Here is a 25,813-nt window from a genome sequence, read left to right on the forward strand (position 1 = left end):
CCCCCTGTTCTGTTGCAATCAGTAGTTGATGTCGACGGGTTCACCGCGCGCTAGGGATTCTGTTGCCGCATCAGCAATCAGTTGTGCGCATAAGCCGTCGTTGGCGTTAGGGGTGGGGGCAATGCCGTTAGTGATGCAGTTGATGAAGTGCTGCATCTCAGCCAAATATGCGGGGCCGAAGCGTTCAAGGAAAAATGGTTTGGCGACAGGCATCGAGAAGCCCGTATTGGTCGCACTCTCTACCAGTGATTCATGCACGTTTGAGACACGTAACATCCCCTCAGATCCATGCACCTCAAGTCTTTGGTCGTAACCATAGGTAGCCCGACGAGAGTTGGATATCTGGCATATTTTTCCCGACTTGGTCATCAGCACTGCAACTGCAGTATCGACGTCACCCACCTCTCGAACGGCAGGATCGACTAGCGCTGAACCGGTCGCAAAGACCCGAGTGGGATTTTCGCCTAACAGAAAGCGAGCGAGATCGAAGTCATGAATCATCATGTCGCGGAAAATCCCACCAGACCCTTTGAGGTACTCGATCGGTGGTGGGGCAGGGTCTCGGGATGTGATGGTGACTGTTTCCACGTTACCGATTTCACCAGACGCCAGGCGTTGCTGTAGGGCACCGAAATGAGGATCGAAGCGCTGGTTAAACGCGGTCATGAATGGCACGCCTTCTGCCTCAACTTTTGCAATGCACAGCCGCACCCGTTCAGACGACATGTCTATCGGCTTTTCACAGAAAATTGGCTTTTTGGCGTCTGCGACAGCGTGAATCAGATCGAAGTGAGTGGGTGATGGTGAGGCGATGATTACTGCATCGATGTCAGCTCCGTAAATGATGTCCTCAACAGAGCGTGCCTCAACATTAAATCGTTTTGCACAAGTCGACGCGGCTTCTGGCACTGCATCTGCTACCGCAACGAGTTTAGCGGACGGGATTTGAAGCAAGCTTGCAGCATGTACATTTCCAATTCGACCGCAGCCGAGTATTCCTACTCTGATCATTATGAAAGTCTCTTTTTTTGTTGGTTGGATCTGTTTCGGCAGGCTGTGTCAGGGTGGCAGTGCTGATTAACGGCATCAATAGTGGCTGAGATCGTATTTTTTTATGAGGTGTGAAAAGTTTAAGTTTTCAGTATTGTTTCGTTTGTCGGTTTGATTATTTAGTGGTTGGCGTGTTGGTTTAAGTGTGCTTTACTGCAGTTCAGTTTTTCATAAGTGTTGACGGTTATAAGTTTGTGCTCTGAACATTCACAGCTAAAAATTAGCTCTGCTGATGGCTATGTTTTATTTATATAGTGTTGGTCGCTGAATTAAGGCTGTAAAAGTCCTTAGGCCGGTGCAATTAAATGGCGGCATGCTTTGGTATTCCGTAGGCCGATCAGCGTTTGGCTACGTTCACGAGCAATGGGTAACCACTGATCGCGAATGCTAATTCAACTAAAGCGTGGTCATTCCAGAATGCATCCGCTACGTAAAAACCTTCACAACGAGCTGCACGCACGCCCGTCACTGTACTTCGATGAGCCAGCTCATGTGTTTCATCTGGCGTTCCTCGGTAGTGATCAAGAGTGCAATACGTTTCTGCTGAGGTGCTTCCCTGACAACCTCGATCTGAATGCCACCCAAGGCATTACCCAACTCGATGGCCACGCATTGAAATGGGAACGCCACGCTGAGTTTTTTACTCTGACTATGGTGGTCACTTCATCCCGGGGTGACCTGACTTGGACAACTTTGCCTGAGGCATTGGCGCAAAAGGTCGAAGTACTTTTGCCAGTGCTTATCAACTCAATGCAGATCGTAGTACGTGGTGAGATCGACCTGGATCTGTCCCGTTATGGTTTCAAGGATCCGTGTGGCTCGTGCGTAGGTGGTGGTGATGCAGTGGTCTGGAGCGATTTTCGTCTCAGTAAGGATGGCAACAACCATATGTTGTTCATCAATCGCCACCTGAATGCCTACCGTCAGGGGCGGATGATACGCCGCCTTTTGGAAATCGAGACTTACCGGATGATGGCCTCGTTATCCTTGACCACGGTCAAGACCTTGAGTCCGCAGCTTGATATTTATGAGAAGACGTTGGTGACCCTCTCTGAGCGTAACGCCGTTGTCGATGGAGACAATGCGAAAGCTCTTCTCGCTGATATTTCCAACCTTTCGGCCCAAGTGGTCAGCAGTAGTGCGAAGACCCGTCACCGCTTTAGCGCTACTCAGGCCTATGCACAACTGGTTTCCGAGCGACTGAGTGAGTTGCGTGAAAGTCACGTAGGGGATTGTCAGCGCCTCGGGGTGTTTATCGAGCGTCGGTTCAAACCAACGGTCAGGTACTGCTCGGCGACTGAACAGCGACTGGAGCACTTGGCTAAAAGCGTGGCAAACCTAGGCGATCTGCTGCAGGCACGAGTCCAGGTGGAAATGGAGGAGCAAAACTCGGAAATTCTTAAAAACTTGAATGCCCGTGCGGATGCCCAAATCAAGATTCAGCATGCGGTAGAAGGACTGTCGATTATCGCCATCACCTATTACTTACTCAGTTTGCTGAAGCTTGGTTACTCGGGTTTGCACCTACTCGGCGTGCCGTTGTCTCAGCGAGAGGCCTTGGTGGTCGCAACACCTCTCGCCATTGCCATCCTTACGTTGATTGTGCTCCGTATCAAGAAGGTCAAAGAGCATTGAGGCAACCAATTTTACTCCGCTTAAGATGGCAGGCTGATGCAAACCTATCGAGTCAAGGCGACTGAGCAAGGCTGGAAATTGTATCGGGCGCGTTCTGTGCGGCGTGTCATGCAGGCCTCCTCGCTCAAAGAACTTATACAGGTAGCTAGGCCCGTGCTTTCAAGGTGTGGAGCGTTGATAAGTGTGTCTAGCAGTCCCAGTCACTTTCACGAAATACGCTTTGAGGCATCTATCGAATGTTGGCCGAGGGGAAACTCACGAGAACGGAGATTCATTTTCGCTCCCCAATAGTATTCAGACGGAATTGCTTGAGCGCTACAAATGGAGCTTGCCGAAACGCTTCGAAGAAAGCACTGACGCGTTGAAGGGAAGGGGAGTGAGCAGGTATCGAAGAAAAGGGTGGTCGGAAACAATGACTCAACAGTGAGCATTCAGGGGTACTGATCAAACATTCAGACCATGCCTCGTCGGCTTTCTAGTCATTGCGAGAAGTCTCAAATTTCTCCACGCATGAGCTGCGTATAGCAGTCAAATGGAGCGTCTTTATACCTTCCGAACTTTTCCCTGTGTACGGTGTGTGCTTGAAGGTAACGGCCGTCCAGCACACCTGCACGTTCTGCTTCTGCTCTACACATTTCAATCTATCTGCGGTCAGCGCCACCGACTAAAAATGCGGGATGCAATTCGCCCTAATGAATTGCAAGCCCACGACATTGTGCCTTCAGGTTTTTCAGTTAGCACCTGCTGCTTTTCCAGACTTATATCTATCGAAACAGGGCTGATGCCGATCATGCCGCCCCCAAAGCCGTTAGGCATTTCATCCTGGATACGATATCTCCTGATACCAGCGATCGAGTTAAGTGAGTGCATGGCAACCTCGAATGCAAAAAGTACCTATGGATGACATAGGCTTCAAACGCAATACTTATGCCAAGTGCCCTTGCTGCGATTCAGTTGGCTTAATCTGCGCCCAAGCAGTATGCACCACGACAACAGTTTGGTCGGACTCAGTCATGCAGGCTTCTTGAGGCGAATAGGGCGTCGCAAAGTTTTCGGACATCACTGACCTCTGCCTGAGCAAGGAGATCGCCTTCTTTAACCTTGGTTTGATAATTCTCAAAAAATCGAACGACGGAGCTGATGGCTACATCCGACACCCTCCAAGGCTTGTTCGACGAGACCGTGCTTGGGATTGAGCGTGGATCCAGAGACACGAAACCAAAGGACAAGGAGCGATATGCTTCAGCTCATGCGGCCCACATCCTATGGACAGCGAGTGGACAGATCGCTCCTACAAATATCACAGGAATCCCATTTTTCAGAAATCCTGAGGAAGTCGCCGCGCGATCCAGAGAGATGGATACCTTCGACCTCGTGCGCTCATTCATTGAGAGGCTCGCGCATGACCCCACGCTTCCAGTAAAACCATCGATCAGGTACTGGGCCAAGACTGCTCAGAAGCAGATAAGGCCACAGTAGCAGCTGGTAGGCACCACGTTGGCCAGCGTTAGAGGGTGGAAAAATGGGCGTTGGGTAGATTCGAAAAGCAATGTGCATGACGGAGGCTTAGGTAGTGAAAACCTCGGATATTCGGCTCATTCCGGAGCTTTCTTTCATTCTGACCACCAGTCCTTTTCTGCACGTGTCATTCCATAGCCGTTGAACCAGCTTTCGATATCGACGGTGAGCGAAGTGACGGATGAAGTGTTTGGGTGAAGAGGGTCAAGTAGGTTCGCTTGCGATGTAGCCCAAGCTGCCCATAGTGCAGTTTGTTGCTGGCTGTGCTCTGAGGTAGTAGCACTGACATTGCAGGTCGCCTGGATGAATGCTCTCAGTCGCTGAGCCTGCTCCCAACGTTTTGTATTTTTGACGAGTTTATGGCGCAGGCGTCTATGAGTTTCTTCACTCTTGACGCGCTCAAGTCGCACAGCTTCTTGAGCCATTCGCTCCCGACGATCCTCTTCATTCTTCAAGCGCAGCGCTTTCACGGATTCAGCAATCGCCCCGAAACCGTCAAGGATGCTCGTAAGCTTTTCCTCGATTTTCCCGGTCTTAGTATCCGACCAGTTTTTCCGCTTCCCGTAATCAGTGCGTGCGTCAATCTGCAGGCTTAATTCGCCAGTGGAAGACCATTCAAACTGAGGCGCGCGCAGCAACGAGAAATCAGGTTCCCATCGAGCAGTACGCCGTCGTGGCGTTGGTGGTGGAGGCGGGATAATTTGCTTACTCAAGCGCTCAGCAAGTTTGATTGCCAGGGACTCGCCGTCGACCTCGACCAACGTTTTGTCGTCCGATGTGACCCTCCATATGTAGCCGAGTACCTCGCTCTCTTTGATTAGGGTGTCGAAAATCACTGCGCAGCGATCAATGAGTTCGGAGGAGATTCTCGCGTCGAGCACATGTTTGCCTGTGGTCACGAGATGGCCTTCATGAGTCTTGGCCGCTTTAACGCATTTCAACCACTTGATCACCAGTGGGTGAGGCGCAAGGAGGGTGTGAGGTACTTCGATGGTTGAACGGATTGCTTTCGGTTTTATAGGCGCAGCGCTTTGCACTGGAAGTGTGCTTCGATCCAATACTCTGAAGCTGATGGGCTGTCCGCCGACGGGAGGCTTAGGTTTGCCTGGGCGTTTTGAAACTGGTTTTGCCCAATGCCCTCGAGGGGGCAGGGCTACGCCAGCTTTCCGACAGGCCTTGGACAGCGCGACGTCTGATATGCCTATTTCTTGGGCCAGCTTCAAGACAGGTGTTTCCCAAGCCTTGTCGAACAGCTCGCTGGGAGTGAAGTTTACGATCTTGTACATATAGGTACCCGGCGCTTGGCGTTCCGATACCAGCGTAGATTTCCTCTCTCCAATCTCAAGTCAAATCTTGCGAGAGATGCCCGGGGGCGTAACATCCAGCTATTCACCGAGAGGGATCACTCCGGTGTCATTAACACCGCGAGCGTCATTTTGATGAACTCCTCATTCCTGGTAATTGTTTCCAGCGCACCGCGCACGTTGCCTCCAACCTCACCCGATCCACGCTGCTCGACCCAGAGTGTCAGCTCCATGACAGCAGCCTCAAGGGCTTGCTGGTTCTGATTGATCTTGAATAGCAGGGAAGGGAGTAGGTCTGCGTTCGACATTGTGATTCCTCCGTGGAAGAGGTCAGCGTAGCAGGAGGAAAAATGAGGTGTGACGCTTTCAGAAGGGCGGAACACAATCTTGAGTCCGCGTGACCCCACTAGCTGGAAACTGATCGCGGCTTTCCCAGTGATGTAGTGCTCGCGGGACACTTGGCATAGGTCAGCATCGAAGCGGGGCATGCTCAACCTCTCCAGGTACTCTCGCAACATTGCACAGAGTGTTGAGGGCCTCTTTTATAGGTAATTCACATTACTCAATGCTCATTGGGCATGTGAATGGATGGTCAGGGTACCAGGTACCTTGGTGCGTTCGAGCCCCCCACGTTCCAGCCACCGGAGGGTCTGCGTATAGGCGCGCTGCAGCAAAGACTCGGTCTGGTCAAAGTTGAACACCGAGACATCTACAGGGCACAAGGCGGGACGATGTGCAGGCTGGTGAGAGTGCGGAAGTGTTCGATGTCACTCACCAGTTGGCGCATGCTCATCAAATTGACGGTGTGCAGGGCTAAGGCGACCAGGCCTCGGGGCGGTTGTGTTAGGGCGCAACTCACGCCGGTGGGGATTACCACGACGTTGGTGGCGCCCAAGGCTATGGCAGTCGAGATAGGTGTATTGCTTGCCACGCCGCCGTCAACCAGGAACTGATCGGCGATTTGTACGCAGGGGAACACCAGTGGGATGGCAGCGCTGGCCAGTAACGCCTGCTCAAGTTCGCCACTGGACAGAACGGTCTCGGCACCACTGAGCAGGTTGGTGGTGACGATGTATAGGGGCAGCACCGCATCCTCAATGCGGTGAATGGGCAGTGCCTGACCCAGCAGCCGATTCAAGGCCGACGGCTGCAACAGATAGCCACGCCGTTTGATCAATCCTCTACAGGTATCGAACCAAGAGAGGGGGAAGATGTCAGTTTTACTCAACCCGCGCCAGAATCCGGCGAGCGCCTCGACGCCATCGGAGTCGGGTCTTGCGGCAAAGTAGGCACCGTTGATAGCGCCTACCGAAGCGCCAACCACCATGTCGAATCGAACATTGGCCTCGACCAAGGCCCGCAACATACCCACCTGCACCGCCCCCAAACTGCCGCCGCCAGCGAATACGATTGCGGTTTTGGTCGCCATGGCGGAAGTCTCGGTGCAGAAATGTATCGAATTAGTGTAGCTGGCAGGTCGGCGTTACTTCCGGGTGCTTGCCACATGATTGAGACGTCGCAAGCTTGGAGTTCCGGATGACGCTGAATTCCAATGGAAACGGGATCAATGCATAACGGAGCGCGGTTCTACTGCGAGACCGCGCCCATAGGATTGAACGTCTATGACAACGAAGAGAAACTACGTCTCCAGAACACCTATCAGGCTCAAGAGGAAACCGAGGTTGGGAGTCAGCGACTTAACCCGGAGCGCCTTCAAAACGTACTTTTGGAACGGGAATCCACGACTGCGCTATCTAACAATTCTTAAGTCGGTGCACACCTATCCCATACAAGGTTTCACATGCCGAAGCTGTCATTTGCTTGGCTGCTTGTGACGAGCGTACATCACTGCCGTGCCACCTGATGTGCCTCTGGCCTGTAGCTCAAACGCCTGCGGGTAGCCTTTGATGAGGTCGCTGAGTTTTTTGAAGCCATGAGTGCGTGGGTCAAACTCAGGACGTAGTTTCGTAATGTTCGCGCCCAGCGCGCCTAAATGTGCCCAGCCATCCTCGTCAGCAATGTCGTCCATGATCTTGGCGATGAAGCCCACCGGTGCTTTAGGCTTTTTGGAAGGCTCAGCAACTGCTGGTTTGGCCACATCAGGGGTCGCAGCGGAAGCGGTACTAGGCTCACCGTTGGTAGGCGCAACGACATCCTCACGTAGTAACTCGATGTAAATGAATTTGTCGCATGCGGCCACGAACGGTTTGGGTGTTTTCTCTTCGCCGAACCCGTAAACGGTCAAACCCTCTTCACGTAATCGAGAAGCCAATCGAGTGAAATCGCTGTCGCTCGATACTAGGCAAAATCCATCGAAGCGGCGGGTGTATAGCAAGTCCATGGCATCAATGATAAGCGAGCTGTCGGTGGCATTTTTGCCTTTGGTATAGGCGAATTGCTGGATGGGCTGAATCGAGTGATCGAGCAGGACTTTCTTCCAACCGCCGAGATGGGGGCCAGTCCAGTCGCCGTAGATACGCTTGACACTGGCGACACCGTACTTAGCAATTTCTTCAAACAGGCCTTCGACGATTGCTGCTGGGGCATTGTCGGCGTCGATCAGCACTGCGAGGCGCTTCTGAGCGTTATTGGAGGTGTGCGTGGCCATGGTTCATCCTTGAGTCAAAGCGTCACCATACCTGCAAACGAGAGACTAATCTTGGTTTCGGTCGCTTGTATTCCCACCCACTAAGAAGTACGCCCGGATCAGCGCCGTTGCGCTGCCAGATTTAAAGTGTACCAACTCCCCCCTCGTGTGACCTGCAATCCTCGCAGTAATCAAAGCTGTCGCAAGTCATTGGAAAACATAAGCATTTAGCCATTGATTTCAACTGACATGAGGCCGCTATAGATTTCATTACCGGACTGATCGCAGGCTCTCCTCATTCGAGTATCAAGCGCGACGTCCTTCAGCATCTTGTAGAACAATTTTTTTATCTTTGGGGTCAGCTACGCTAAAGACCTGTGACCTCATTCGCCTTAAATAATTACAACTTGGACGTAGGAGAATGGATATGGAAAATTTGGTGATTCTCATCGTACTGCCATTGGTTACCTTCATCGCGGCTTGGGCGATCGCCAGTTGGCGTGCCCAGCGCAACCACCAGCAGCTACGGACTGATCTGGAAGTGACACAGGCCGATTTGACGCGTGTCCAGGCAGATTTATCGGAACAGCAGGCCACACTTGGCACCTTGTCTAGAGAGAAAGCAGTACTGGATATTGCTTATGGGCGGTTGGAAACGGAACGGGATAGTAGCAAGGCACGGATCGACCGCCTTGAGGGTGATATGGTCGCCCAACAAGCTGAGATAGATCGCTTGCGACAATCCGAACAAGCGGCCAGAGAGACGAGCTCGAAAGCACAAGAGGCGGCCGACAAGCTGCAAGACCAGTTAGCCAGTAACAGTACCGCCTTCAAAGAACGCCTCGAAGAGAAGGATCAGCGCATTTTAGATCTGGATAAAAAGCAGGTTGCCGCAGAGCTACAACAAGCCAACACGGCGAAGCTGCTGTCCGAAAGTCGCGAGGCACTGAAACAAGCCCAGACCCAGCTCGAAGAGAAACAGGTCGTTCAAGAGCGTTTTGAGCGTGATTGGGGTGCCCAGAAAGCCGAACTCGAGGCCCTGCGTAAAACAGAAAAACAGGCCCGTGAGGTCGGCGCTACGGCACAGGAATCGGCGAACAAGTTGAAAGAACAACTTGTCATTAACGGTACGACCTCCAAGGAGCGTATCGAAGAGAAAGATCAGCGCATCGCGCAGTTGGATGAAAAGCTGGCGACCGCCGACGCAGCGCAAAAGCACACTGCTGCTCAACTGGCTGAAATTCGCGAGACGCTGAAGAAAGCGCAGACGCAACTGGAAGAAAAGCAGGAAGCACTCACCAACTTCAAAACGTGGTGGGAGCAGTGCAAGATCGAATTGAAGACCACACAAGACAGATATGCGGAACTGGACAACACCCATGGCCAGCTTAAAACCTCTTTGGCTGAAAAGCAGCAGCACTTTGACGCGCAGTTGAAGCTGCTGCAGGAGAATCGCGAGGAATTGACCAAAGAGTTCGAACGCCTCGCCAACGAGGTTCTGGAGCGCAAAGGCAAGGCGTTTAAAGAGTTGAACCAAGAGAGCATCACCAACTTGCTCAACCCACTCCATACCGAAATGAAAGGCTTTAAGGCGAAGGTGGAGGATATTCACGCTAAAGATGCGGAGCAGCGCGTCGAGCTCAGAACCGAGCTGAAGAACCTACAAACGCTCAACAAGGAAATCACCGATCAGGCCGACAAGCTGACTACCGCCCTGCAAGGCCAGAAGAAGGTGCAGGGTAACTGGGGTGAGCTGATGCTGGAGAACGTACTGGACAATTCAGGCCTTCGACTCGGTATCGACTACAAACGGGAAGTCAGCTTCACCACTGAAGAGGGTCGACAACGTCCCGATGCGATCGTCTATCTGCCACAAAAACAGCATCTGATCATCGATGCCAAGACGTCGTTAATGTCCTACACCCAGTATGTGAACGCCGACAACGACTTGGAACGCGGTCAAGCGTTGGCGGCCCATACCAAGGCGGTGAGTGACCGGGTCAATGAGTTGGCTGATCGAGATTATTTCAAGCTGCCTGGCCTGAACTCACCCGAGGTGGTGATAATGTTTATTCCGATCGAATCCGCTTATGTCGAAGCCCTTAAGTACGACGAAACCCTATTCCAGCGGGCTATCGAGCGTAACGTGCTGGTTGCCACACCCACCACTCTGTTGACCAGTCTTAACATCGTCCGCCAGCTGTGGCGGTTTGAAGATCAGAACAAGCACACCGCTGAGCTGGCCAACCGAGCTGAGAAGTTTTACAACAAGCTCAATGGCTTCCTGACCAGCATGCAGGGGGTAGGCAGCCAGTTGAACAGAGCTCGTGAAAGTTACGACAAGGCCTTCGGTCAGTTGTACATCGGAAGAGGGAACCTGATTAAACAAGCCGCCGAGTTTAAAGACCTGGGTGTGTCTGTCCAGAAAGAGCTACCAGCTGATCTAGTTGAGCGTGCCAACTTAGAACTCAGCAGTACTGTCGCGGAATTTGCAGAGATTGAAGTAGCTGAGGTATTGATAGCTGCATCATGAGCATAACAAATTCACTAATTGCGCCATGCGAATAAAGGAGGTTTTCTATGTCTAAACTCGCAGATGGCCGGTACAGCTCGATGAACTCGCTGTAATACGTCATCAGCTCTTCGATGTGCCAGCTCGCGCGCGCCTGCAAACGCAGAGCCTTGGAGGTCAGTTTGATTGACAGGATGAGGAGCGACCTCGCTACAACGTCGCTCCTCTGAATCCAAAAACGCTTACGTCTCCTTCAATGCCTGCCGACGCGCAAGGCTTTCACTGCAAGACCAGCAGAATCGCCAGGCCACCTGCGAGCATCAGCGGCGCGGTAGTGAAATCTGCCCCGGCGTTCCACAGGCCAGCGGAGCTCGACTCCTGTCCTGCAACATGTGCCCATTTATGTCCTTGCGTTAACCCGCGATCTTTATTGCAAGCTCGGCGACGTGTTTACCCTGGAAACGGGCAATATCCAGTTCATTTTGTGACGGTTGCCGTTTACCGTCAGCGCCTGCCAGGGTAGTCGCGCCATAGGGCGTACCACCGGTGATCTCGCTCATGTTGGTCAGCCCTGCGCAGCTGTAAGGCACACCCACGATGACCATCCCCTGATGCAGGAGTGTGCTGTGGAACGACGTAATAGTAGTTTCCTGGCCACCGTGCTGGGTGCCGGTCGATGCAAAGACACTGCCGATTTTCCCGACCAGCGCGCCGCTCATCCACAGTCCGCCGGTCTGGTCGAGAAACGTGCGCATCTGTCCCGCCATATTGCCGAAGCGCGTCGGTGTACCAAAGATGATGGCATCGTAATTTCCCAGCTCGTCAGGTGTTGCCACCGGTGCCTTCTGGTCAAGTTTGACGCCGATGGCTGCTGCCTGTTCGGCCGGGATGGTTTCAGCGACACGCTTGAGCGTCACGTCGGTGCCGGGTACGGATCGTGCACCCTCAGCCACTGCGCCAGCCATCGTTTCGAGGTGACCGTACATTGAGTAATAGAGAACCAGTACCTTCGCCATGATTTTTCTCCTGGATTAAGCACCATTCGATGGATTAGGAAGATCTTGGGTTACACCACTGCCAACGAACAACTGCGGCAGGTGTAGCGCTTGGTCACGAACAAAACTGCGGCTCACACCCACCTGACTGCAGAGACTTTGACGGAGTGCGGATTTAACGCTAGCAGCTCCCTATGCTACCTGCTGGGCAGACAGAGACGCTTTTATTGTCCCTCTTCGTCCCAGAGCAGGTTGCCAAGCAGCTGCTAGTGTTAAAAGTATGCGCAAAGCTTCAATACCAAACTTACTTGCGTATCCTCTCCCGCGCCCACAGGCGGAACACCATGAGATACAACCTGTTTGAGAATCAGAGAAACGAGATCATCCTGCTCGCTCGCATCCTTCTGATGATTCTTTTCATCATTTCCGGCTGGGGCAAGCTGACCAACTTTGGCGGTACCGTTGCTTACATAAGCTCACTCGGCGCGCCCATGCCCATGGTAGCTGCGGGGGTTGCGGTCGTCATGGAGCTCTTTGTTGCTATAGCGATCGTTGTGGGTTTCTACACCCGCCCACTCGCATTTCTCTACGTCTTGTTCGTACTCGGTACCGCTCTGATCGGGCATCACTTTTGGACTATGGTTGACCCAGAGCGCGCGGCCAACATGACCCAATATTTCAAGAACCTCAGCATCATGGGCGGTTTGCTGCTGCTGGGCATTACAGGCCCTGGCAAGTATTCGATTGATGGCAGATAGCAGCACGTGTAGTGGGGAAGGGCACGTAGTAAATCCCGCATGGCGCCCCAACTGTCTTGCACCATAGGCACCGCATGACGCCTAGGCCGCGTTTGGAAATCCATGATTGCTTCCCGGGCAAGGACGGTTGACACGACCCGACTTGTCACGGTGCGTCAGCAGAGTGGTGGGGGGCGTCCTGCACATGCTTCGACAGGTTGCATGAGTGGAGGGTGGCTATCTAGGCGCGACTGTATCTTGCCAATTGCTAACCGCCGCTTAGGACAGTAACCAACCCAGAGCTGTCGTTTATGGTGCCCAGACAATTCGGAGCAATTCAGTGCACGGGCAGATTATCCTTAATGGCGCGGACTAACTTTGCTGAGACATCCATTTCAGAAAGCCCGCTGATGTTGACTACAAGGTTGGCACGGGCCTGAAGTTCGTCGAGGACTCGCTTGCGAAAGTATGGATCCAGGGTCTCCATATCTTCCACAGTAGCCCCTCGGGTATGCAGACGATGTCGTCGCTCCGGTTCGTCAAGCAATAGCAATATTGTTATGTCTGGCGGGATCAGGCTCTTGCTCAGCGCGTCCAGGTCAGCCATGACACCACGAGCTTTCGCATAGGCAAGTGTCGAGGCCCAGTAGCGATCCATGAATACCCATTTTCCGCTCTCTGCCAGGCTGATTGCCTGCCTTCCCTCGCTCGATACGCTGGCCGCATAGAAGAGCGCTTTGGCCAGCTCATCATGGGCAAATGCTTCAAGTACAACAGGGCGACTTCCGCGTAGCGCAGGCCCGGGTGTGCTCATGGCATGGCCTGAATAGATCTCAGCCAGTCTTTTAACTACTGTGGATTTCCCAACGCCATCCAGCCCCTCAATGGCAACAAAACTCCCCATTTCAATTCTCCTCGAGCAATTTGGCAATGCATGCCATCTCGGCATGTTCTGCCTCGGAAAAACTATTGCTGGCAACTACGATGGGAATGCGCTGTTCGCTGCTTTCCCTGAATCCAAACAGTTGCTTCTGCTCATACAGCGGGGTTCCCCGCAACAGCATCAGTGGCCATGCTCTCAATCGAGGGACGTGCCGCTGCAAGCACCAGTCAACGCTGGCATTGAAGCTGTCCAGCGTCTGATTTGGCAGACCGTAGATCAGGGAAACCTCGAAGTCGATCTGCCGCTGTTGTAGCTGGCGGATCCTGTTGCAAACGATCTCCATTTGGTTGGGTCTTTTGATCGCCCGATACTCCGCTTCCACGGTCGTCTGCAGGCCAAACTCCAAAGTGACGTTCAGCCCCTCGAGTGCATCCAGAAAATCTGTGCTGCAGGTTTCGAAGCGGCACTGCAGCGAGAACTGGGCATTTATGCCGGCTGCCTTGATGCTGTTCAAAACCTCAATGGCACGTGTCTGATTGGTGTGGAAGATCGGATCTAGTACTGAAATACGCTTTACCCCTGTTGCGGTAAATAGCGCTAACTCCCTTTCTAGGCGCTGGCCATCGAACGACTGATGCTTGAGCCGCTTTCCCGGTTCACGGTGCTGGCAGAATGAACACTTGAAGGGGCAGCCACGCTGGGTTTCCCAACGAATGTTGTCCCGAACTTTGGCTGTTCCCAGCAGGTACGGCGAGGGTAAATCCAGCAGATCATGATCTGCCTTGAGGCCTAGGTCAGGAGTGCCAGCAACATGTATTCCACATTCGCTGGGAAACACGCCTTGAGCCAGTGCAACCATGGCCATTTCCCCTTGTCCGCGAACGAAATAGTCGGCTTCTGGGTAAGTACTTTCCAGTTGCCCTTTGGTCATGTAGGAAACCTGTGGGCCACCAAGAGCGATACTCGCTCCTGTACCTTTGATCAGGCGAATCAAACTGCGAACCTCGGGGTCGTTCCACACGTAGGTGCCGAAGCCGACCAGGCACCCGGGGCCAGCCTCGGCAATTGCCAGGCGCAACTCACTCAATGTCCGCTCTTGGGAAAACGTCGGGCAATTCACCTGTGCGTCGATGATCCGCCACGGAACATCCGCGGCTTGTAGGGCCGCGGCAATCGAGGCGATACCTAAGCCTGTTTTACCATCTTGTGGCCTGCGCCAATCCAGCGATACCAGAATGACCTGCTTCATGGCATCACCTTCTGCCAGGCATGCCGGTATCGCTCGGCATGGCCACGTAGCCGTTGTCGGACATCACGGCGAAAGTTCTGGAAGGCACGTCGGTCACCGGGTGTGGTGGGCACGATGACCATGCCGCAGCCATTAGGCGGGAAGAGCTTGTAGTGCCGGCCATTGGCATACGTCCAGCCTTGTTGAAGTAGCTTCAGTACGAGTTCATTGATGTCTTTGTTCTTGCTGAAGTACATGATTTTTCCCCTGCTGTATTGCGTTACGCGAACGATGCAGCGGAAGCGCGGGGCAAGCCCGACAGGCGACCGAAAGAAAAAATCAAAAATGACCGATCAGCAGGCGGGGCGCCGTGGGAGCTGCATCTGCAGGTATTCGACAACAGCATGCCGCTTGTAGACGGCGGCAACCCACAGCGCGTCCTTCACGTTCAGAGGAGATTCATTGTCCAGCGAAAGCCAAGGATTACCATCAGCCTTGATCATGGCCTTGAGAACATCCAGGTTCCCAATCTGAGCGGCAAACAGCGTAGGCGTCCAAAGATCCTGATACCCGTTGAAGTCCTCGTAGCGCCGATTTGGATCGGCTTTGTTTTCCAACAATATCATGACCACTTGGCGCCTCGCATTGACGGGGCGTCTGTAGTACGAGGTCACTGCCTCGTAGATCAAGTGCTTTCGCGGCGCTTCGAAATCCGACATCCAGGCCTGGCGTCTAGCTGGCAGCTCACAGTCCAGAACCGCGCCGGCCTTGGCATCAAAGGCGTCTGCCGGGACGCGACCATCAAGATAGGCGTCCCGCTGTGCGGGGTCACTCACATGCATGCTGTCGTGCAGCAGCGCCATGGCATAAACAAGTGCACAGGGTGAGGTGAAGCAAGACTGCTCGACATCCGCACCGAGGGTGATCAGCTTGTCGACGACCTCGGCATCGCCCATATTCATGGCAATCTGTAGGGGCGTTTCCCGATCGCTTGAGGCAGGGTAGTTGGCCGTTTCAGTGCTGATGCGCAGTGTCAGCAGGTACTTCAGGATGTCCGGGTCTTTTCTGTCATAAGCTCGACGCAGCGCCATGATCAGTGCGTTTTCGCCGGATTCCGGAATAATCAAGTTCGGGTCAGCCCCCGCTTGTACAGCTTGCTTCACATCTTCGAGCGTGCCCAACAGCACAGCATTCATCAGCGCTGTATAGCGAACCTGTCCATCGGACTGGGCACTGATACGGTTGGGGTTGGCAAGCTCTTTGGCTGATAGCGAGAAAGGCTTGTTCAGCACCACAACTCGCATTGCAGGTGGAACGCGTTTTTTGGCCTTTTGCTCCGTAAACAGACGCTCGAATTCGGTTGAGAGATGCTGCATTTTCTGCTCGTCCAGTTCCCGTTTCGGCGGCTTGTTCAATCCCAGCAGAAAGCATTTATCCCAATAGTGATTGGCCTGAACCTTGTCGCCTACACCAACTGCGTAGCACAGGGCCTCGTGCAGGATCCCATGCTGGTTTGGGCCAGCTCTCCACCACGCGCTGTGGCAGGCAGCTCTATAGAGTTTGAGTGCGTTGTCCTTTTCTCCGAGATTGGCATCTAGCCTTGCGCAGAGCCACGAGCAGAGGTACTCATGAGTAGCCCTTAGAGACGGGTTGCTCCGTTCACAAAGGGCGCGAAGCCAATTGAGTCGATCACGAATCGGCTGTTCGTTGCCCCGTGCATCGGCAAACAGTCGATCAAGGTCAGCCAGTACGCGAGCCGCCTCATCACTTACAGGCAGGCTATTACGATCAGCGGCCTCACGCTTCAACTGGGAAATAAACTGCTGCTCGTTTTGAAGGGGGCGCTGGCCATGCAGATGGAAGTCACGCTTGATGACGTCACGCAAGTCGGCAGGCAGCGACTGCAGCGCTACAACCATGGCCAACCAGCCGGTGAGATGTTCCGACTTTTTAGCGACAAGTTCGCTACCGTGAAACATGGCTTGTGTCGTGGATCGGTAGGGCCACATCGGCTTTTTTATCGGGCCACCGTGCTGCCAGCGCTCCAATGTGCGCTCATCGATATTCAGATGATTGGCAAGCTGCTCCAGCAACTGCCTTACAGGGAGCATGGTCTGCAGAGCGGCAGCCTGTAGCCAGGTGGCAAAGGGAGCTACCCACCATTGATTTAAATCGAGCAGGGATACTTCGTGGCTGGCACGACGGATCATCCCTGAAAGCTCAGGAACTACAAACAGTCTGAAAAAAGCATGTTGAGCAGGCTCTGCGATCATTCCAGTAGTATCGGTGTTACGTGCCAATGACCGCAGTAGGTTACTGTGCCGATGCCAGGCAGATTCGATCAGATTACTCCAGTCGGCACCACAGTCGTCGCGTATAGCGCGTAGCCACTGCGCCAGGCAATTTTGGAACAGATCGAAGTTGCTGCCCGGGCGCTTCTCATCGGCTTGATCATCCAGATCTTTGTCCAGCCCTTTTTGCGTGAAAAAAGGACGATATCCAGAAGCCGTAATTACATGGCGAAGAGATTTACTCGGAGTGGGCTGTATGGCCAGGTCGCTCATCCTTGATCCTTGCAGTGGGGACTCCGCGAAATCCCTAGATGGGTAAGCAAAAGAATTGATACTCGCAAAGCCGCACGCCGATGCGACACTAAGTTGCCCTACGCTTTACTTCGTCAGTTAAAAGTAGTCCAAGTGGGCACTTGACGCTCATGACTGACCGCTATTGCCGATTGCTGTCTGTCAGGTAGAAGTCATTCAGTCGTCATGAGCACCGCAAGCGTCATGTTGATGAAGGCTTCGTTTTTGCTGATTGTGTCCAAAGCCTCACGAACGTTGCCGGCTACCTCCGCTGATCCGCGCTGCTCGACCCACAGCGTCAGCTCCATAATGGCAGCCTCAAGGGCGAGTTGGTTTTGATTGATCTTGAAGAGTAGGGAAGGGAGTAGGTCTGCGTTCGACATTGTGATTCCTCCGTGGAAGAGGTCAGCGTAGCAGGAGCTATAGCTGAGAGATTGGGGGATCAAATCAAGATGCGGACAACGTGTTGTGATTTACGTTGGATGGTCAGCATTGAAGGTGGAGCAAGTAATGTGTGACTCGGCCCTATCCCTGAAAACGTCCGCACTCGTGAGCCATGCCAAGTGAAGATCTATAAAAAACCTCACACTGGCGAAGTCTTCGAAACCAAAGGGGCAATCACAAGACTTCGAAAGAGTGGAAAGCCGAGCACCGCTCCGCGACTGTTGAGTCCTGGCTGACCAAGTGACTTTGTTTTGAGTACAAAAGGGCCCTTCGAGGGCCTTTTTTATTGGATTTTTCCCAACTATGGAAACAGCTTTGAAGTTTTTAAGCGTCCGCGTGGCAGGGGCAACAGATCTCTACCACTCAATCGCTTTAACTGAAGTGGGTGCCGTCAAACGCTGTTCAGTCATGTATAGACTCCGCTTCATCCAGGTGATCGATGTGCTTGAAGCGCTCAACCAGAAAATCGATCAGGCTGCGCACTCGAGCCGACAGGTGTAACTGTTGTGGGTAAACCGCATAAACATCGGCGCGGGTCGGTGTCTGGTCTTCAAGCACTAAACGCAAGCGGCCACTGCGCACATATCTGGCGATGTCCCATTCGGCCCGCAGCAAAATGCCGTAGCCTTCCAACGCCCAGTTCAGGGCAACTTCACCGTCGTTGCACCCCAAAGCGCCACGCACTTTGATGTTTTGCGTGCGCCCACCGTTGGTAAAGCTCCACACGCCGTAGGGCGTTTCGTTCTGCCGCAGGAAGATGCAGTTATGTTGCTGCAAATCCGTCAGGCGTTGAGGCACGCCTTGTTTTTCCAGGTACAGCGGTGAGGCGCATAACAATCGGCGATTGGACGCGATCTTGCGTGCATGGAAGGCGGCGTCCGGCAGCGTACCGAAGCGTATGCCCAGGTCAAACCCGTGAGTAGTCAGGTCGAGCGGGTGATCGCTGATTTCCAGCTGTATTTCCACCTCCGGGTACTGTGCGAAGAACGCGCCGAGGGCCGGGCCGATGTAACGACGGCCAAAGCCCAGCGACGCGTTGACCCGGATCAGACCTTTAGGTGTGGCCCGACTGCTGTTGATCAACTGCTCGACCTCATCGATCTGCGTCAGGATGCGAGCGGCATGCGAGAAAAGCAGTTCGCCTTCTGAAGTCAGACTCATTGAGCGCGTGGTGCGATTGACCAGGCGGACGCCCAATCGAGCCTCCAGCGCGGTGAGACGCTTGCTCACCGCGGGTGGCGTGATGCCCAGCTCTCGAGCCGTCGCGGCGAGGCTGCCTTTGTTGGCCAGAAGGTAAAAAAATGACAAATCCAAGGTTGGGTTCATTCGTAACTCAAAGTTATTTATGTAGTGATTCTGAGTAACTCACACCTATTTGTTCACTACATATACTCCGCTCACACCCTGATTGAACAGCCCGTTCGACAGGCAAAACAAGAACGTTACGAGAGTGGAGTTGACCATGAGCGCATACAAGATTGCAGCGGTTCCAGGCGATGGTATCGGTGTTGAAGTGATCGCCGCTGGCGTCGAGGTGCTGCAAGCCCTGTCGAAAAAATCTGGCTTCGACCTGGACTTCAAACATTTCGACTGGAACTCGGATAACTACCTGAAAAACGGGTACTACATTCCTGAGGGTGGCCTGGAAGAACTGAAAACCTTCGACGCGATTTTCTTCGGTGCCGTGGGCGCGCTCAACGTGCCGGATCACATTTCCCTGTGGGGCCTGCGCCTGCCGATCTGCCAGGGCTTCGATCAGTACGCCAACGTGCGTCCGGCTCGCGTGTTGCCAGGGGTGAAAAGCCCGCTGCTCAATGGTGACCAGATCGACTGGGTGGTGGTGCGGGAAAACTCCGAAGGTGAGTACTCCGGCAACGGCGGTCGTGTGCACCGGGGGCTGCCAGAGGAGGTGGCAACCGAGGTGTCGGTGTTCACCCGTGCCGGGGTCGAGCGCATTCACCGTTTCGCGTTCGAACTGGCGCAAAGCCGCCCACGCAAACACCTGACCATGGTCACCAAGTCCAACGCCCAGCGTCACGGCATGGTGTTGTGGGACGAGATTTTCTACGAAGTGGCCAAGGACTTCCCGGACGTTAAAATCGATAAGGAACTGGTCGACGCCGTGACCACGCGCATGGTGCTCAAACCCTCCACGCTGGACGTGATCGTCGCCACCAACCTGCACGCCGACATTCTGTCCGACCTTGCTGCCGCGTTGTCTGGCAGCCTGGGCATCGCGCCAACCGCCAACCTGAACCCGTCGCGCAAATTCCCCTCGATGTTCGAACCGATCCACGGCTCGGCTTTCGACATCACTGGCAAAGGGGTGGCCAACCCGATTGCGACCTTCTGGACGGCGGCGATGATGCTCGAACACCTGGGCGAAGCCGCTGCGGCAAAACAGCTGATGTCCGCCATCGAAGCCGTGACCGAAAGCGGTGTGCACACCCCGGATCTGGGCGGTACAGCCACCACCCGCCAGATCACGGATGCGGTCATCGCGTTGATCAACCGCTGATATCTTCCAGCGATTCAAAGTAGTACTGCGGCACAACGCCAAGGGGCAGATCACTGGATCTGACTCCTTGGCATTTCCTGACAACAATAAAAAATCAGGGCCCTGTCATGAAAAGAATATTAGGCAAACTCTACGTACAAGTGCTCATCGCGGTCATCCTCGGCGCCATCGTCGGTGTGTTCGTTCCTGAAACCGGCGCTGCACTCAAACCCTTGGGCGACGCGTTCATCAAACTGATCAAAATGCTCCTCGCACCGGTGATCTTCCTGACCGTGGTCACGGGCATCGCCCGCATGGAAAACATGAAGGAGCTGGGGCGGGTCGGCTTTCGTGCGCTGCTCTATTTCGAAGTGGTATCAACGCTGGCGCTGGTGGTCGGGCTGGTGGTGGTCGATGTGTTCAAACCCGGCGCCGGCATGAACATCGATGTTGCTACCCTCGACACTTCCAGCCTGGCCACCTACACCTCGGTCGTGAAACATGCATCGTTCATGGACTTCGTCATGAACATCATTCCCGACACCATCGTGGATGCCTTCGCCAAGGGCAATGTGCTGCAGATCCTGCTGTTTTCCATTCTGTTGGGAATCGCCCTAGCTCATGTAGGGCCGCGCGGCAAGGCGTTCGTCGACACGCTGGATAGCCTGATGCAGGGCATGTTCCGCATCGTCAACATGGTCATGCGCCTGGCGCCGATTGGCGCATTCGGCGCCATTGCCTTCACCATCGGCAAATACGGTTTCGGCTCGCTGTTCTCGCTGGGCAAGCTGATGGCCTGTGTGTACCTGACCTGCGCGGTGTTTGTGATCTTCGTGCTCGGCCCGATCTGCCGCTACAGCGGTTTCAGCCTGTGGAAGTTCCTGAAGTTTATCAAGGAAGAACTATTCACCGTGCTCGGTACCAGCTCATCGGAATCGGTGCTGCCACAGATGATTTCCAAGATGGAAAAGGCCGGAGTATCCAAACCCGTTGCTGGGATGATCATTCCTTCCGGTCTCACCTTCAACCCGGATGGGCAGGCGATCTACTACACCATCGCCGCAATTTTCATTGCCCAGGCTACCAACACGCCGCTGACCCTGACCGATCAGTTGATCGTGCTGGCGGTGCTGATGTTCACCTCCAAGGGCTCTGCGGGTGTCACCGGTTCTGGGTTCATCATTCTGGCCGCCACCTTGTCGTCCCTAGGCACCATTCCCGTTGCGGGCATGGTGTTGTTGCTGGGCGTCGACCGGTTCATGTCGGAAGCGCGGGCAATCACCAATACCATCGGCAATGGTGTGGGCACCATGGCGATTGCCAAATGGGTCGGGGCGCTGGACACAGTCAAGATGCACAAGGCACTCAATGGTGAGGTCGAAGAGCAAAAGCCTGAGGTGGTTCGGGCAGACGTTGTTCATGCTCCTTCCTCGGTAACGAGCAGTCCCTTGCTGCCCAGCCTTAACAAAGCTTCACGAGTGTAAATATCTGGTGCTGACCAACGCGATGCTTAGTGCCATTTTGATTGAGCATTTCCTATTCCAAGCATCTTGCGCTGAGAGATGGTCACATCTGAAGTCGGTATTCATGCACGTTTAGCTCCGCTACCGTTGAGTCTTGGCTGACCAAGTGATTTTGGTTTGAGTACAAAAGGGCCCCTTTGAGGGCCCTTTTTGTTGATCAAGGTGATTAGCTAAACGATTTCTGGTGAAGTAGCTGAATGTCTTGTCGATGACGAGGAAAAAGTACATCTCTGGATCAGTTTTCGCCTCAAAAATAAGGTGCTTTCACCTCTGCTTCATCGCTTTGAATCTGCTAGCCATCTCAATACTGCTCTGTCTCTAGATCGATTTCCCTTTTCAACTCATCGATTGCTGTGAGTATGAATTCAATCGTTGGTTCGTCGATGAATCTGCCGTTCTGCATCTTTTGGTTGACGTTAGGAATGACAATTTGGGGGCAGCAAACCACTTTGGAAAGCGTGGCTGATAACGTCTCACGCAGCTGAGACTGGGCACGCACCCCGCCGAGCAACCCTGGTGAAGACGTCATTATCAGAACGGGTTTATTTTTTAGAGGTGAATTGAAGCCAGGACGAGAGGCCCAATCCAGTGCGTTTTTCAGAACACCAGAAGTGCCATAGTTGTACTCAGGTGAGCAGAGGATTAAGCCATCGGCGAGTGAGATCGCTTCCTTCAGAGCTGCCACTGAGTTCGGTAACGCGTCCGTTTCGAGATCACTGTCGTACAGGGGGATATCGTTCAACGGAAAGAGGCTCAGCTCTGCTTGATGACTCAATCGAGACGCGAGTGTTTCAAGTATCGCAGTGTTGTTTGATGCTGAGCGCAAGCTGCCGGATATGCCGATTAAACGGAGAGTTGAAGTGCTCATAAAACTCCTTGAGCCAAGAGAGGGCTTGGCCTCGGTAAGACTACAGCCCAGGTTTCCCTGGGAGCGATGCACCTATCATCACAAAAAGCGCCCTGGCAATTCGTTCACTTTTATTGCGCCACGCGTGTCTAGTACCGCTTTGAATAACGACGTCGCCGGCTTTCACTAGGCGGGTCTCGCCATGATCCAATTCAAGCCACATTTCACCTTCCAAAATGATTCCGTAATCGATGGTGGCAGTGGTGTGCATACCCGGATTTTCCGGCTCAAAGCTTTCAATCAAACCAGGCAGTGCAGCACCCAGTTCCTCATAGGCCCGGACACCATCGATAGGGTTCTGCATGATCGAGTCAGGTGGAAAATCAAATATGGCGAGACTGGTGCCTCCCAGTGGCGGAATTAGCGACGCGTAGTCAAGCGTGGGGTCGCTCCTTTGCTCAAGACAAACCGGATGTGCTGAAGTCGTCCACAGTTGGGCCATAGCGTGCCCAGGAATCAAGGTAAAGGACTGTGCTCGTGGAGCATAATCATCAGAAATGAACACGGAGTTTCCATGTTCGTCATGGCCGGTCACGATTCTTCTTATTTTCATTCTGAATTACTCGACTAATAATCAAAAAGCGCAGGCGTACTGACAACTGAAAGACAGCGAGGGGCGGCCTAAACCGCGCCGCTCGCCGAGCTTAATCAAGGACAGATGACGTAGTTGCTGAAGCCACCGTGGCGGTTTTCGATACCGGTAATTGCGTTGTTGACGTCTTCTAGTTTGAAGGCCGTGTTTTCAAAAAATGAGAGATCCAGCACACCGGACTCAACCATGTCAGCCATGGCTTGGCCTTGCCCTGTAGTGAACCAGGCCGACCCGCTGATCTGGATGTCGTTGTCCATGATCCAGTGAAGGTCGATTGGGACTTCACCGGCAATGGCGCCGACGTTGACCAGATGGCCACCGCGATGGAGAGATTTAAGGGCTTGGGTCAGGCTTTCGTGGGGAGCCCCTGGGCCCAGGGCATCAATGACCACATCGACGCCTTCGCCATGGGTGACTTCAAAGACCCATTCATTGGTGGGAATCGTACCAAGGGTATGAATTTCGATCCGGCCCGGAGCTGCCAGGTCTTTCACCTTCTGGAACAGCTCCTGGTTTCGCGCAGTGCCGAGGATTTTTCGTACCCCCATGGCCAGCGCTAGAGCGACTGCACCTAAACCGAGTGTGCCGCTGATCCCGTTGATTAGAACAGTGCTACCGGGGCCCGCGTTGGCCTTGAGCAACGCCTTGTAGGCGGTGCCCAGATAGCCTAAGCGCGCGGCGGTTTCGAAACTGATGTTGTTCGGCAGTTTGACCAGACTGTATTGCGGGGCCGGGATGTACTCGCAAAGGCCGCCGTAGGGGTAGTCTTCGAACATGCGCGGGCTTTTCGGCGTAAAGCCAAAATAGCCGTTGAAGGTATAGGCGGTGCAGGCAATTGTGTTACCCGCACGGCAAGCTCGGCAGGAGCCGCAGTGTCGGCCCGGGTTGACATACACACGGTCGCCGACCTTGAAGTCGTAGACTTGAGCACCTACTGCTTCGACGACACCTGATGGATCGAGCCCGAAAATGGCAGGAAGTTTCGGCAGCGGATTTTGAGGGAACCACTTAACCCAATTAGTGAGAATGTTGTGCAGGTTTGGGACGATCCCACATGCTTTCACCTTGACCAGCACCTCGGTAGGGCGAATTTCGGGTACAGAAACTTGCTCGATGACCATGGGTTTGCCGCCTTCGTACAGACGTGCAGCGCGCATAGTTTTTGCAGTCATGATGTTCTCCAACACATATTGTTTTTGTAGTGGTACCTAACCTTTGGAGCACGCTTCAAATCTAGGGCACTAACGCAGTCCGTCTTCGCCCTTTACGTCGGAGGCAGCTAGACCGCCCAATCGTGCATGTATCCGTCCGCCTGTAGCCATGGCTAGGCCAAAGGCAATTTCACCACGACGAGGGCCGTCCCATACGGTCATCTCAGCAACACCGAAATGGCTACGAACGTATGCAGCTTGGATATGCCCTAGTGGGATCATCACTCGGCAGCCTGGGCCACCAATAGTCTTGGCCGCAGGGACGATCGCCTTCGGGTTGCCAAGCGCTTCGCGCATTGCCCAGCCACCTGCTTCGTGCCATACAGCGCCGTGCTCTAACTCACCGTCTTCACCGACGATTGCGCCCTTGCCGTAGGCCTGTACGTGTTTAGCTCCGCCCAGGGTATGGATCAGTTGCTCCGACAACTCTGCACCCAAGGCTCGCAGTTCCTGCATAAACGGCAGCAAGTCTTCTACATACTTACCTGCGTAAGGATTGGCGACCACAGCGGTGGCCACTGCAATCCGCAACGGGGCTGACAAACGAGGCCCGCCTTCGTGGAATACCTCTTCAACGTCCAGCTTGACCTTACGAACCATCACAAGCGACATGCGTAACCTCCAGAACCGAGAGCCTCATGGGCTCGCTATTTTTTTAAACCGGCCTTTTGCATTATGCATTTAATGATGTATGGTGCAAGAAGTTAGTTTTTGTGCACAAAAAAATAGGAGAGGCAAGATGAAGCTGATTTCGTACCGTAAAGAAGGAGAAGCCCATTTCGGCGCCGTGTCCGGTGACGGAGTGGTTGAGCTGACCAACCGTTTCTCGGAGGTTCCAGATCTCGCGACTTTTCTGAGCAACCCATCCTTGCTTCAGGAGGCGCGCCAGATCCTAGAGGCTGTGCGGCCTGACTATCCATTTTCAAGTATCCAGTTGGAATCAGTAATCCCCAATCCTGGAAAGGTGATTTGCGTAGGCATTAACTATGTTGCTCACGCTGAAGAGGCGGGCCGAAAGGTCGGCGAGTTTCCGGTCATTTTTCAGCGTTTTGCCGAAACTCTTTTGCCCCACGGTGAGCCGCTGGTAAGGCCTCGAGTCTCAGAGCAATTTGATTTCGAAGCCGAATTGGCGGTAGTGATCGGGAAGGGGGGGGCGCATATTGATCCGGCGGACGCGATGGATCACGTTGCGGGTTACACCTGCTTCAACGATGCCAGCGTCCGCGATTGGCAGTTCCATACGCACCAGTACGGCATGGGTAAGACCTTCAGAAAAACCGGTGCTCTGGGCCCTTGGCTCGTTCCGGCATCGGAAATTTCCGACTACCGAAAGCTGGTTGTGCGGGGGGTACTTAATGGCGAGCAACTGCAGGAGGGCAGCCTTTCGGAGCTTGCATTCGACATTCCTCATTTGATTTCGTATGTATCGAAAGCGCTTCCATGGAACCCTGGAGACATTCTGGCAACTGGTACTCCGAGTGGTATTGGCTTTAAACGTAATCCACCGATTTTTCTGAAGCCAGGTGATGTTTTTGAAGTGGTGATTACTGAGATTGGCACGCTGTCGAACGGCGTTATTGACGAAGCCTAAGCGTTGTCCTCTACACA

The 25,813-nt window shown here is 53.7% G+C and carries 21 protein-coding genes and 3 pseudogenes; 7 read left to right on the plus strand and 17 right to left on the minus strand.

The window, feature by feature from the left end:
- Window positions 1-18: 18 nt before the first annotated feature.
- The gene (iolG, locus tag AC1DKH_RS00710; RefSeq protein WP_223507686.1) at window positions 19-1,011 is read right to left on the minus strand and encodes an inositol 2-dehydrogenase; all 993 of its coding nucleotides are present in this window, start codon (window positions 1,009-1,011) and stop codon (window positions 19-21) included.
- Window positions 1,012-1,467: 456 nt separating this feature from the next.
- On the opposite strand from iolG, the gene AC1DKH_RS00715 reads away from it, so the two are divergent.
- Complete coding sequence (locus AC1DKH_RS00715) at window positions 1,468-2,685, plus strand: DUF3422 domain-containing protein (RefSeq protein ID WP_223507687.1); 1,218 nt, start codon at window positions 1,468-1,470, stop codon at window positions 2,683-2,685.
- Window positions 2,686-4,298: 1,613 nt separating this feature from the next.
- Here the strand turns inward: AC1DKH_RS00715 and AC1DKH_RS00720 are convergent.
- The 4 genes and pseudogenes from AC1DKH_RS00720 to AC1DKH_RS00735 all read right to left on the minus strand — a co-directional run bounded on the left by AC1DKH_RS00720 (window position 4,299) and on the right by AC1DKH_RS00735 (window position 8,115).
- Window positions 4,299-5,489 (minus strand): hypothetical protein, encoded by a 1,191-nt coding sequence (locus AC1DKH_RS00720; RefSeq protein ID WP_223545221.1) that lies wholly within the window; start codon window positions 5,487-5,489, stop codon window positions 4,299-4,301.
- A 116-nt stretch (window positions 5,490-5,605) separates the two neighbouring features.
- Entirely contained in the window at window positions 5,606-5,815 is a 210-nt protein-coding gene (locus tag AC1DKH_RS00725) for a hypothetical protein (RefSeq protein ID WP_218432298.1), read from the minus strand.
- A gap of 261 nt (window positions 5,816-6,076) precedes the next feature.
- Window positions 6,077-6,936 (minus strand): annotated as a pseudogene (locus AC1DKH_RS00730) (patatin-like phospholipase family protein).
- 384 nt (window positions 6,937-7,320) lie between these two features.
- A complete protein-coding gene (locus AC1DKH_RS00735; protein ID WP_223616325.1) occupies window positions 7,321-8,115 on the minus strand; it encodes an NYN domain-containing protein in 795 nt (264 codons plus the stop codon).
- Window positions 8,116-8,521: 406 nt separating this feature from the next.
- Between AC1DKH_RS00735 and AC1DKH_RS00740 the strand changes: the two genes are divergently transcribed.
- The gene (locus AC1DKH_RS00740; protein WP_223616324.1) at window positions 8,522-10,627 is read left to right on the plus strand and encodes a DNA recombination protein RmuC; all 2,106 of its coding nucleotides are present in this window, start codon (window positions 8,522-8,524) and stop codon (window positions 10,625-10,627) included.
- Window positions 10,628-10,664: 37 nt separating this feature from the next.
- On the opposite strand, the pseudogene AC1DKH_RS00745 reads toward AC1DKH_RS00740, so the two are convergent.
- Together AC1DKH_RS00745 and wrbA are read right to left on the minus strand one after the other, a co-directional pair.
- A pseudogene (locus tag AC1DKH_RS00745) lies at window positions 10,665-10,787 on the minus strand (phenylacetic acid degradation operon negative regulatory protein PaaX); the annotation flags it as partial.
- Window positions 10,788-11,019: 232 nt separating this feature from the next.
- On the minus strand, window positions 11,020-11,622 hold the full coding sequence (gene wrbA, locus AC1DKH_RS00750) for an NAD(P)H:quinone oxidoreductase (RefSeq protein WP_223616323.1): 603 nt from the start codon (window positions 11,620-11,622) through the stop codon (window positions 11,020-11,022).
- Between the two features lie 323 nt (window positions 11,623-11,945).
- Here wrbA and AC1DKH_RS00755 point away from each other — a divergent pair, with 323 nt between their 5' ends.
- On the plus strand, window positions 11,946-12,359 hold the full coding sequence (locus tag AC1DKH_RS00755; protein ID WP_223616322.1) for a DoxX family protein: 414 nt from the start codon (window positions 11,946-11,948) through the stop codon (window positions 12,357-12,359).
- 316 nt (window positions 12,360-12,675) lie between these two features.
- Here AC1DKH_RS00755 and AC1DKH_RS00760 read toward each other — a convergent pair whose 3' ends face one another.
- From AC1DKH_RS00760 to AC1DKH_RS00780, 5 genes are all read right to left on the minus strand, one after another.
- The gene (locus AC1DKH_RS00760; RefSeq protein ID WP_223616321.1) at window positions 12,676-13,242 is read right to left on the minus strand and encodes a dTMP kinase; all 567 of its coding nucleotides are present in this window, start codon (window positions 13,240-13,242) and stop codon (window positions 12,676-12,678) included.
- Window position 13,243: 1 nt separating this feature from the next.
- A complete protein-coding gene (locus tag AC1DKH_RS00765) occupies window positions 13,244-14,470 on the minus strand; it encodes a B12-binding domain-containing radical SAM protein (RefSeq protein ID WP_223616320.1) in 1,227 nt (408 codons plus the stop codon).
- Window positions 14,467-14,706 (minus strand): hypothetical protein, encoded by a 240-nt coding sequence (locus AC1DKH_RS00770; RefSeq protein WP_223616319.1) that lies wholly within the window; start codon window positions 14,704-14,706, stop codon window positions 14,467-14,469. The genes AC1DKH_RS00765 and AC1DKH_RS00770 overlap by 4 nt, the downstream gene beginning before the upstream one ends.
- 96 nt (window positions 14,707-14,802) lie before the next feature.
- Window positions 14,803-17,013, minus strand: a complete 2,211-nt coding sequence (locus tag AC1DKH_RS00775) for an ankyrin repeat domain-containing protein (RefSeq protein WP_223616318.1) — start codon at window positions 17,011-17,013, stop codon at window positions 14,803-14,805.
- A 191-nt stretch (window positions 17,014-17,204) separates the two neighbouring features.
- Window positions 17,205-17,414 carry a hypothetical protein gene (locus AC1DKH_RS00780; RefSeq protein ID WP_223616317.1) on the minus strand — a complete coding sequence of 70 codons (210 nt, stop codon included), beginning with the start codon at window positions 17,412-17,414 and terminating at the stop codon, window positions 17,205-17,207.
- Window positions 17,415-17,576: 162 nt separating this feature from the next.
- On the opposite strand from AC1DKH_RS00780, the pseudogene AC1DKH_RS00785 reads away from it, so the two are divergent.
- Window positions 17,577-17,719, plus strand: a pseudogene (locus tag AC1DKH_RS00785) (transcriptional regulator); the annotation flags it as partial.
- Window positions 17,720-17,877: 158 nt separating this feature from the next.
- On the opposite strand, the gene AC1DKH_RS00790 reads toward AC1DKH_RS00785, so the two are convergent.
- The gene (locus tag AC1DKH_RS00790; protein ID WP_223616316.1) at window positions 17,878-18,801 is read right to left on the minus strand and encodes a LysR family transcriptional regulator; all 924 of its coding nucleotides are present in this window, start codon (window positions 18,799-18,801) and stop codon (window positions 17,878-17,880) included.
- A gap of 136 nt (window positions 18,802-18,937) precedes the next feature.
- On the opposite strand from AC1DKH_RS00790, the gene AC1DKH_RS00795 reads away from it, so the two are divergent.
- Window positions 18,938-19,993, plus strand: a complete 1,056-nt coding sequence (locus tag AC1DKH_RS00795; RefSeq protein ID WP_223616315.1) for a tartrate dehydrogenase — start codon at window positions 18,938-18,940, stop codon at window positions 19,991-19,993.
- Between the two features lie 107 nt (window positions 19,994-20,100).
- The gene (locus tag AC1DKH_RS00800; RefSeq protein WP_223616314.1) at window positions 20,101-21,456 is read left to right on the plus strand and encodes a dicarboxylate/amino acid:cation symporter; all 1,356 of its coding nucleotides are present in this window, start codon (window positions 20,101-20,103) and stop codon (window positions 21,454-21,456) included.
- Between the two features lie 340 nt (window positions 21,457-21,796).
- Here the strand turns inward: AC1DKH_RS00800 and AC1DKH_RS00805 are convergent, their stop codons facing one another.
- The 4 genes from AC1DKH_RS00805 to AC1DKH_RS00820 all read right to left on the minus strand — a co-directional run bounded on the left by AC1DKH_RS00805 (window position 21,797) and on the right by AC1DKH_RS00820 (window position 24,817).
- Window positions 21,797-22,363, minus strand: coding sequence for an NADPH-dependent FMN reductase (locus AC1DKH_RS00805; RefSeq protein WP_223616313.1), 567 nt, complete (start codon window positions 22,361-22,363; stop codon window positions 21,797-21,799).
- A 40-nt stretch (window positions 22,364-22,403) separates the two neighbouring features.
- On the minus strand, window positions 22,404-22,955 hold the full coding sequence (locus AC1DKH_RS00810; RefSeq protein ID WP_263294429.1) for a cupin domain-containing protein: 552 nt from the start codon (window positions 22,953-22,955) through the stop codon (window positions 22,404-22,406).
- 95 nt (window positions 22,956-23,050) lie between these two features.
- Window positions 23,051-24,166, minus strand: coding sequence for an alcohol dehydrogenase catalytic domain-containing protein (locus AC1DKH_RS00815; RefSeq protein WP_223616311.1), 1,116 nt, complete (start codon window positions 24,164-24,166; stop codon window positions 23,051-23,053).
- Window positions 24,167-24,235: 69 nt separating this feature from the next.
- Window positions 24,236-24,817: an amino acid synthesis family protein gene (locus AC1DKH_RS00820; protein ID WP_218534761.1), complete on the minus strand. Its 582-nt coding sequence runs from the start codon at window positions 24,815-24,817 to the stop codon at window positions 24,236-24,238.
- 127 nt (window positions 24,818-24,944) lie between these two features.
- Here AC1DKH_RS00820 and AC1DKH_RS00825 point away from each other — a divergent pair, with 127 nt between their 5' ends.
- Entirely contained in the window at window positions 24,945-25,796 is an 852-nt protein-coding gene (locus tag AC1DKH_RS00825) for a fumarylacetoacetate hydrolase family protein (RefSeq protein WP_223616310.1), read from the plus strand.
- Window positions 25,797-25,813 lie beyond the last annotated feature (17 nt).

The organism is Pseudomonas sp. 05L36, from assembly GCF_056398125.1.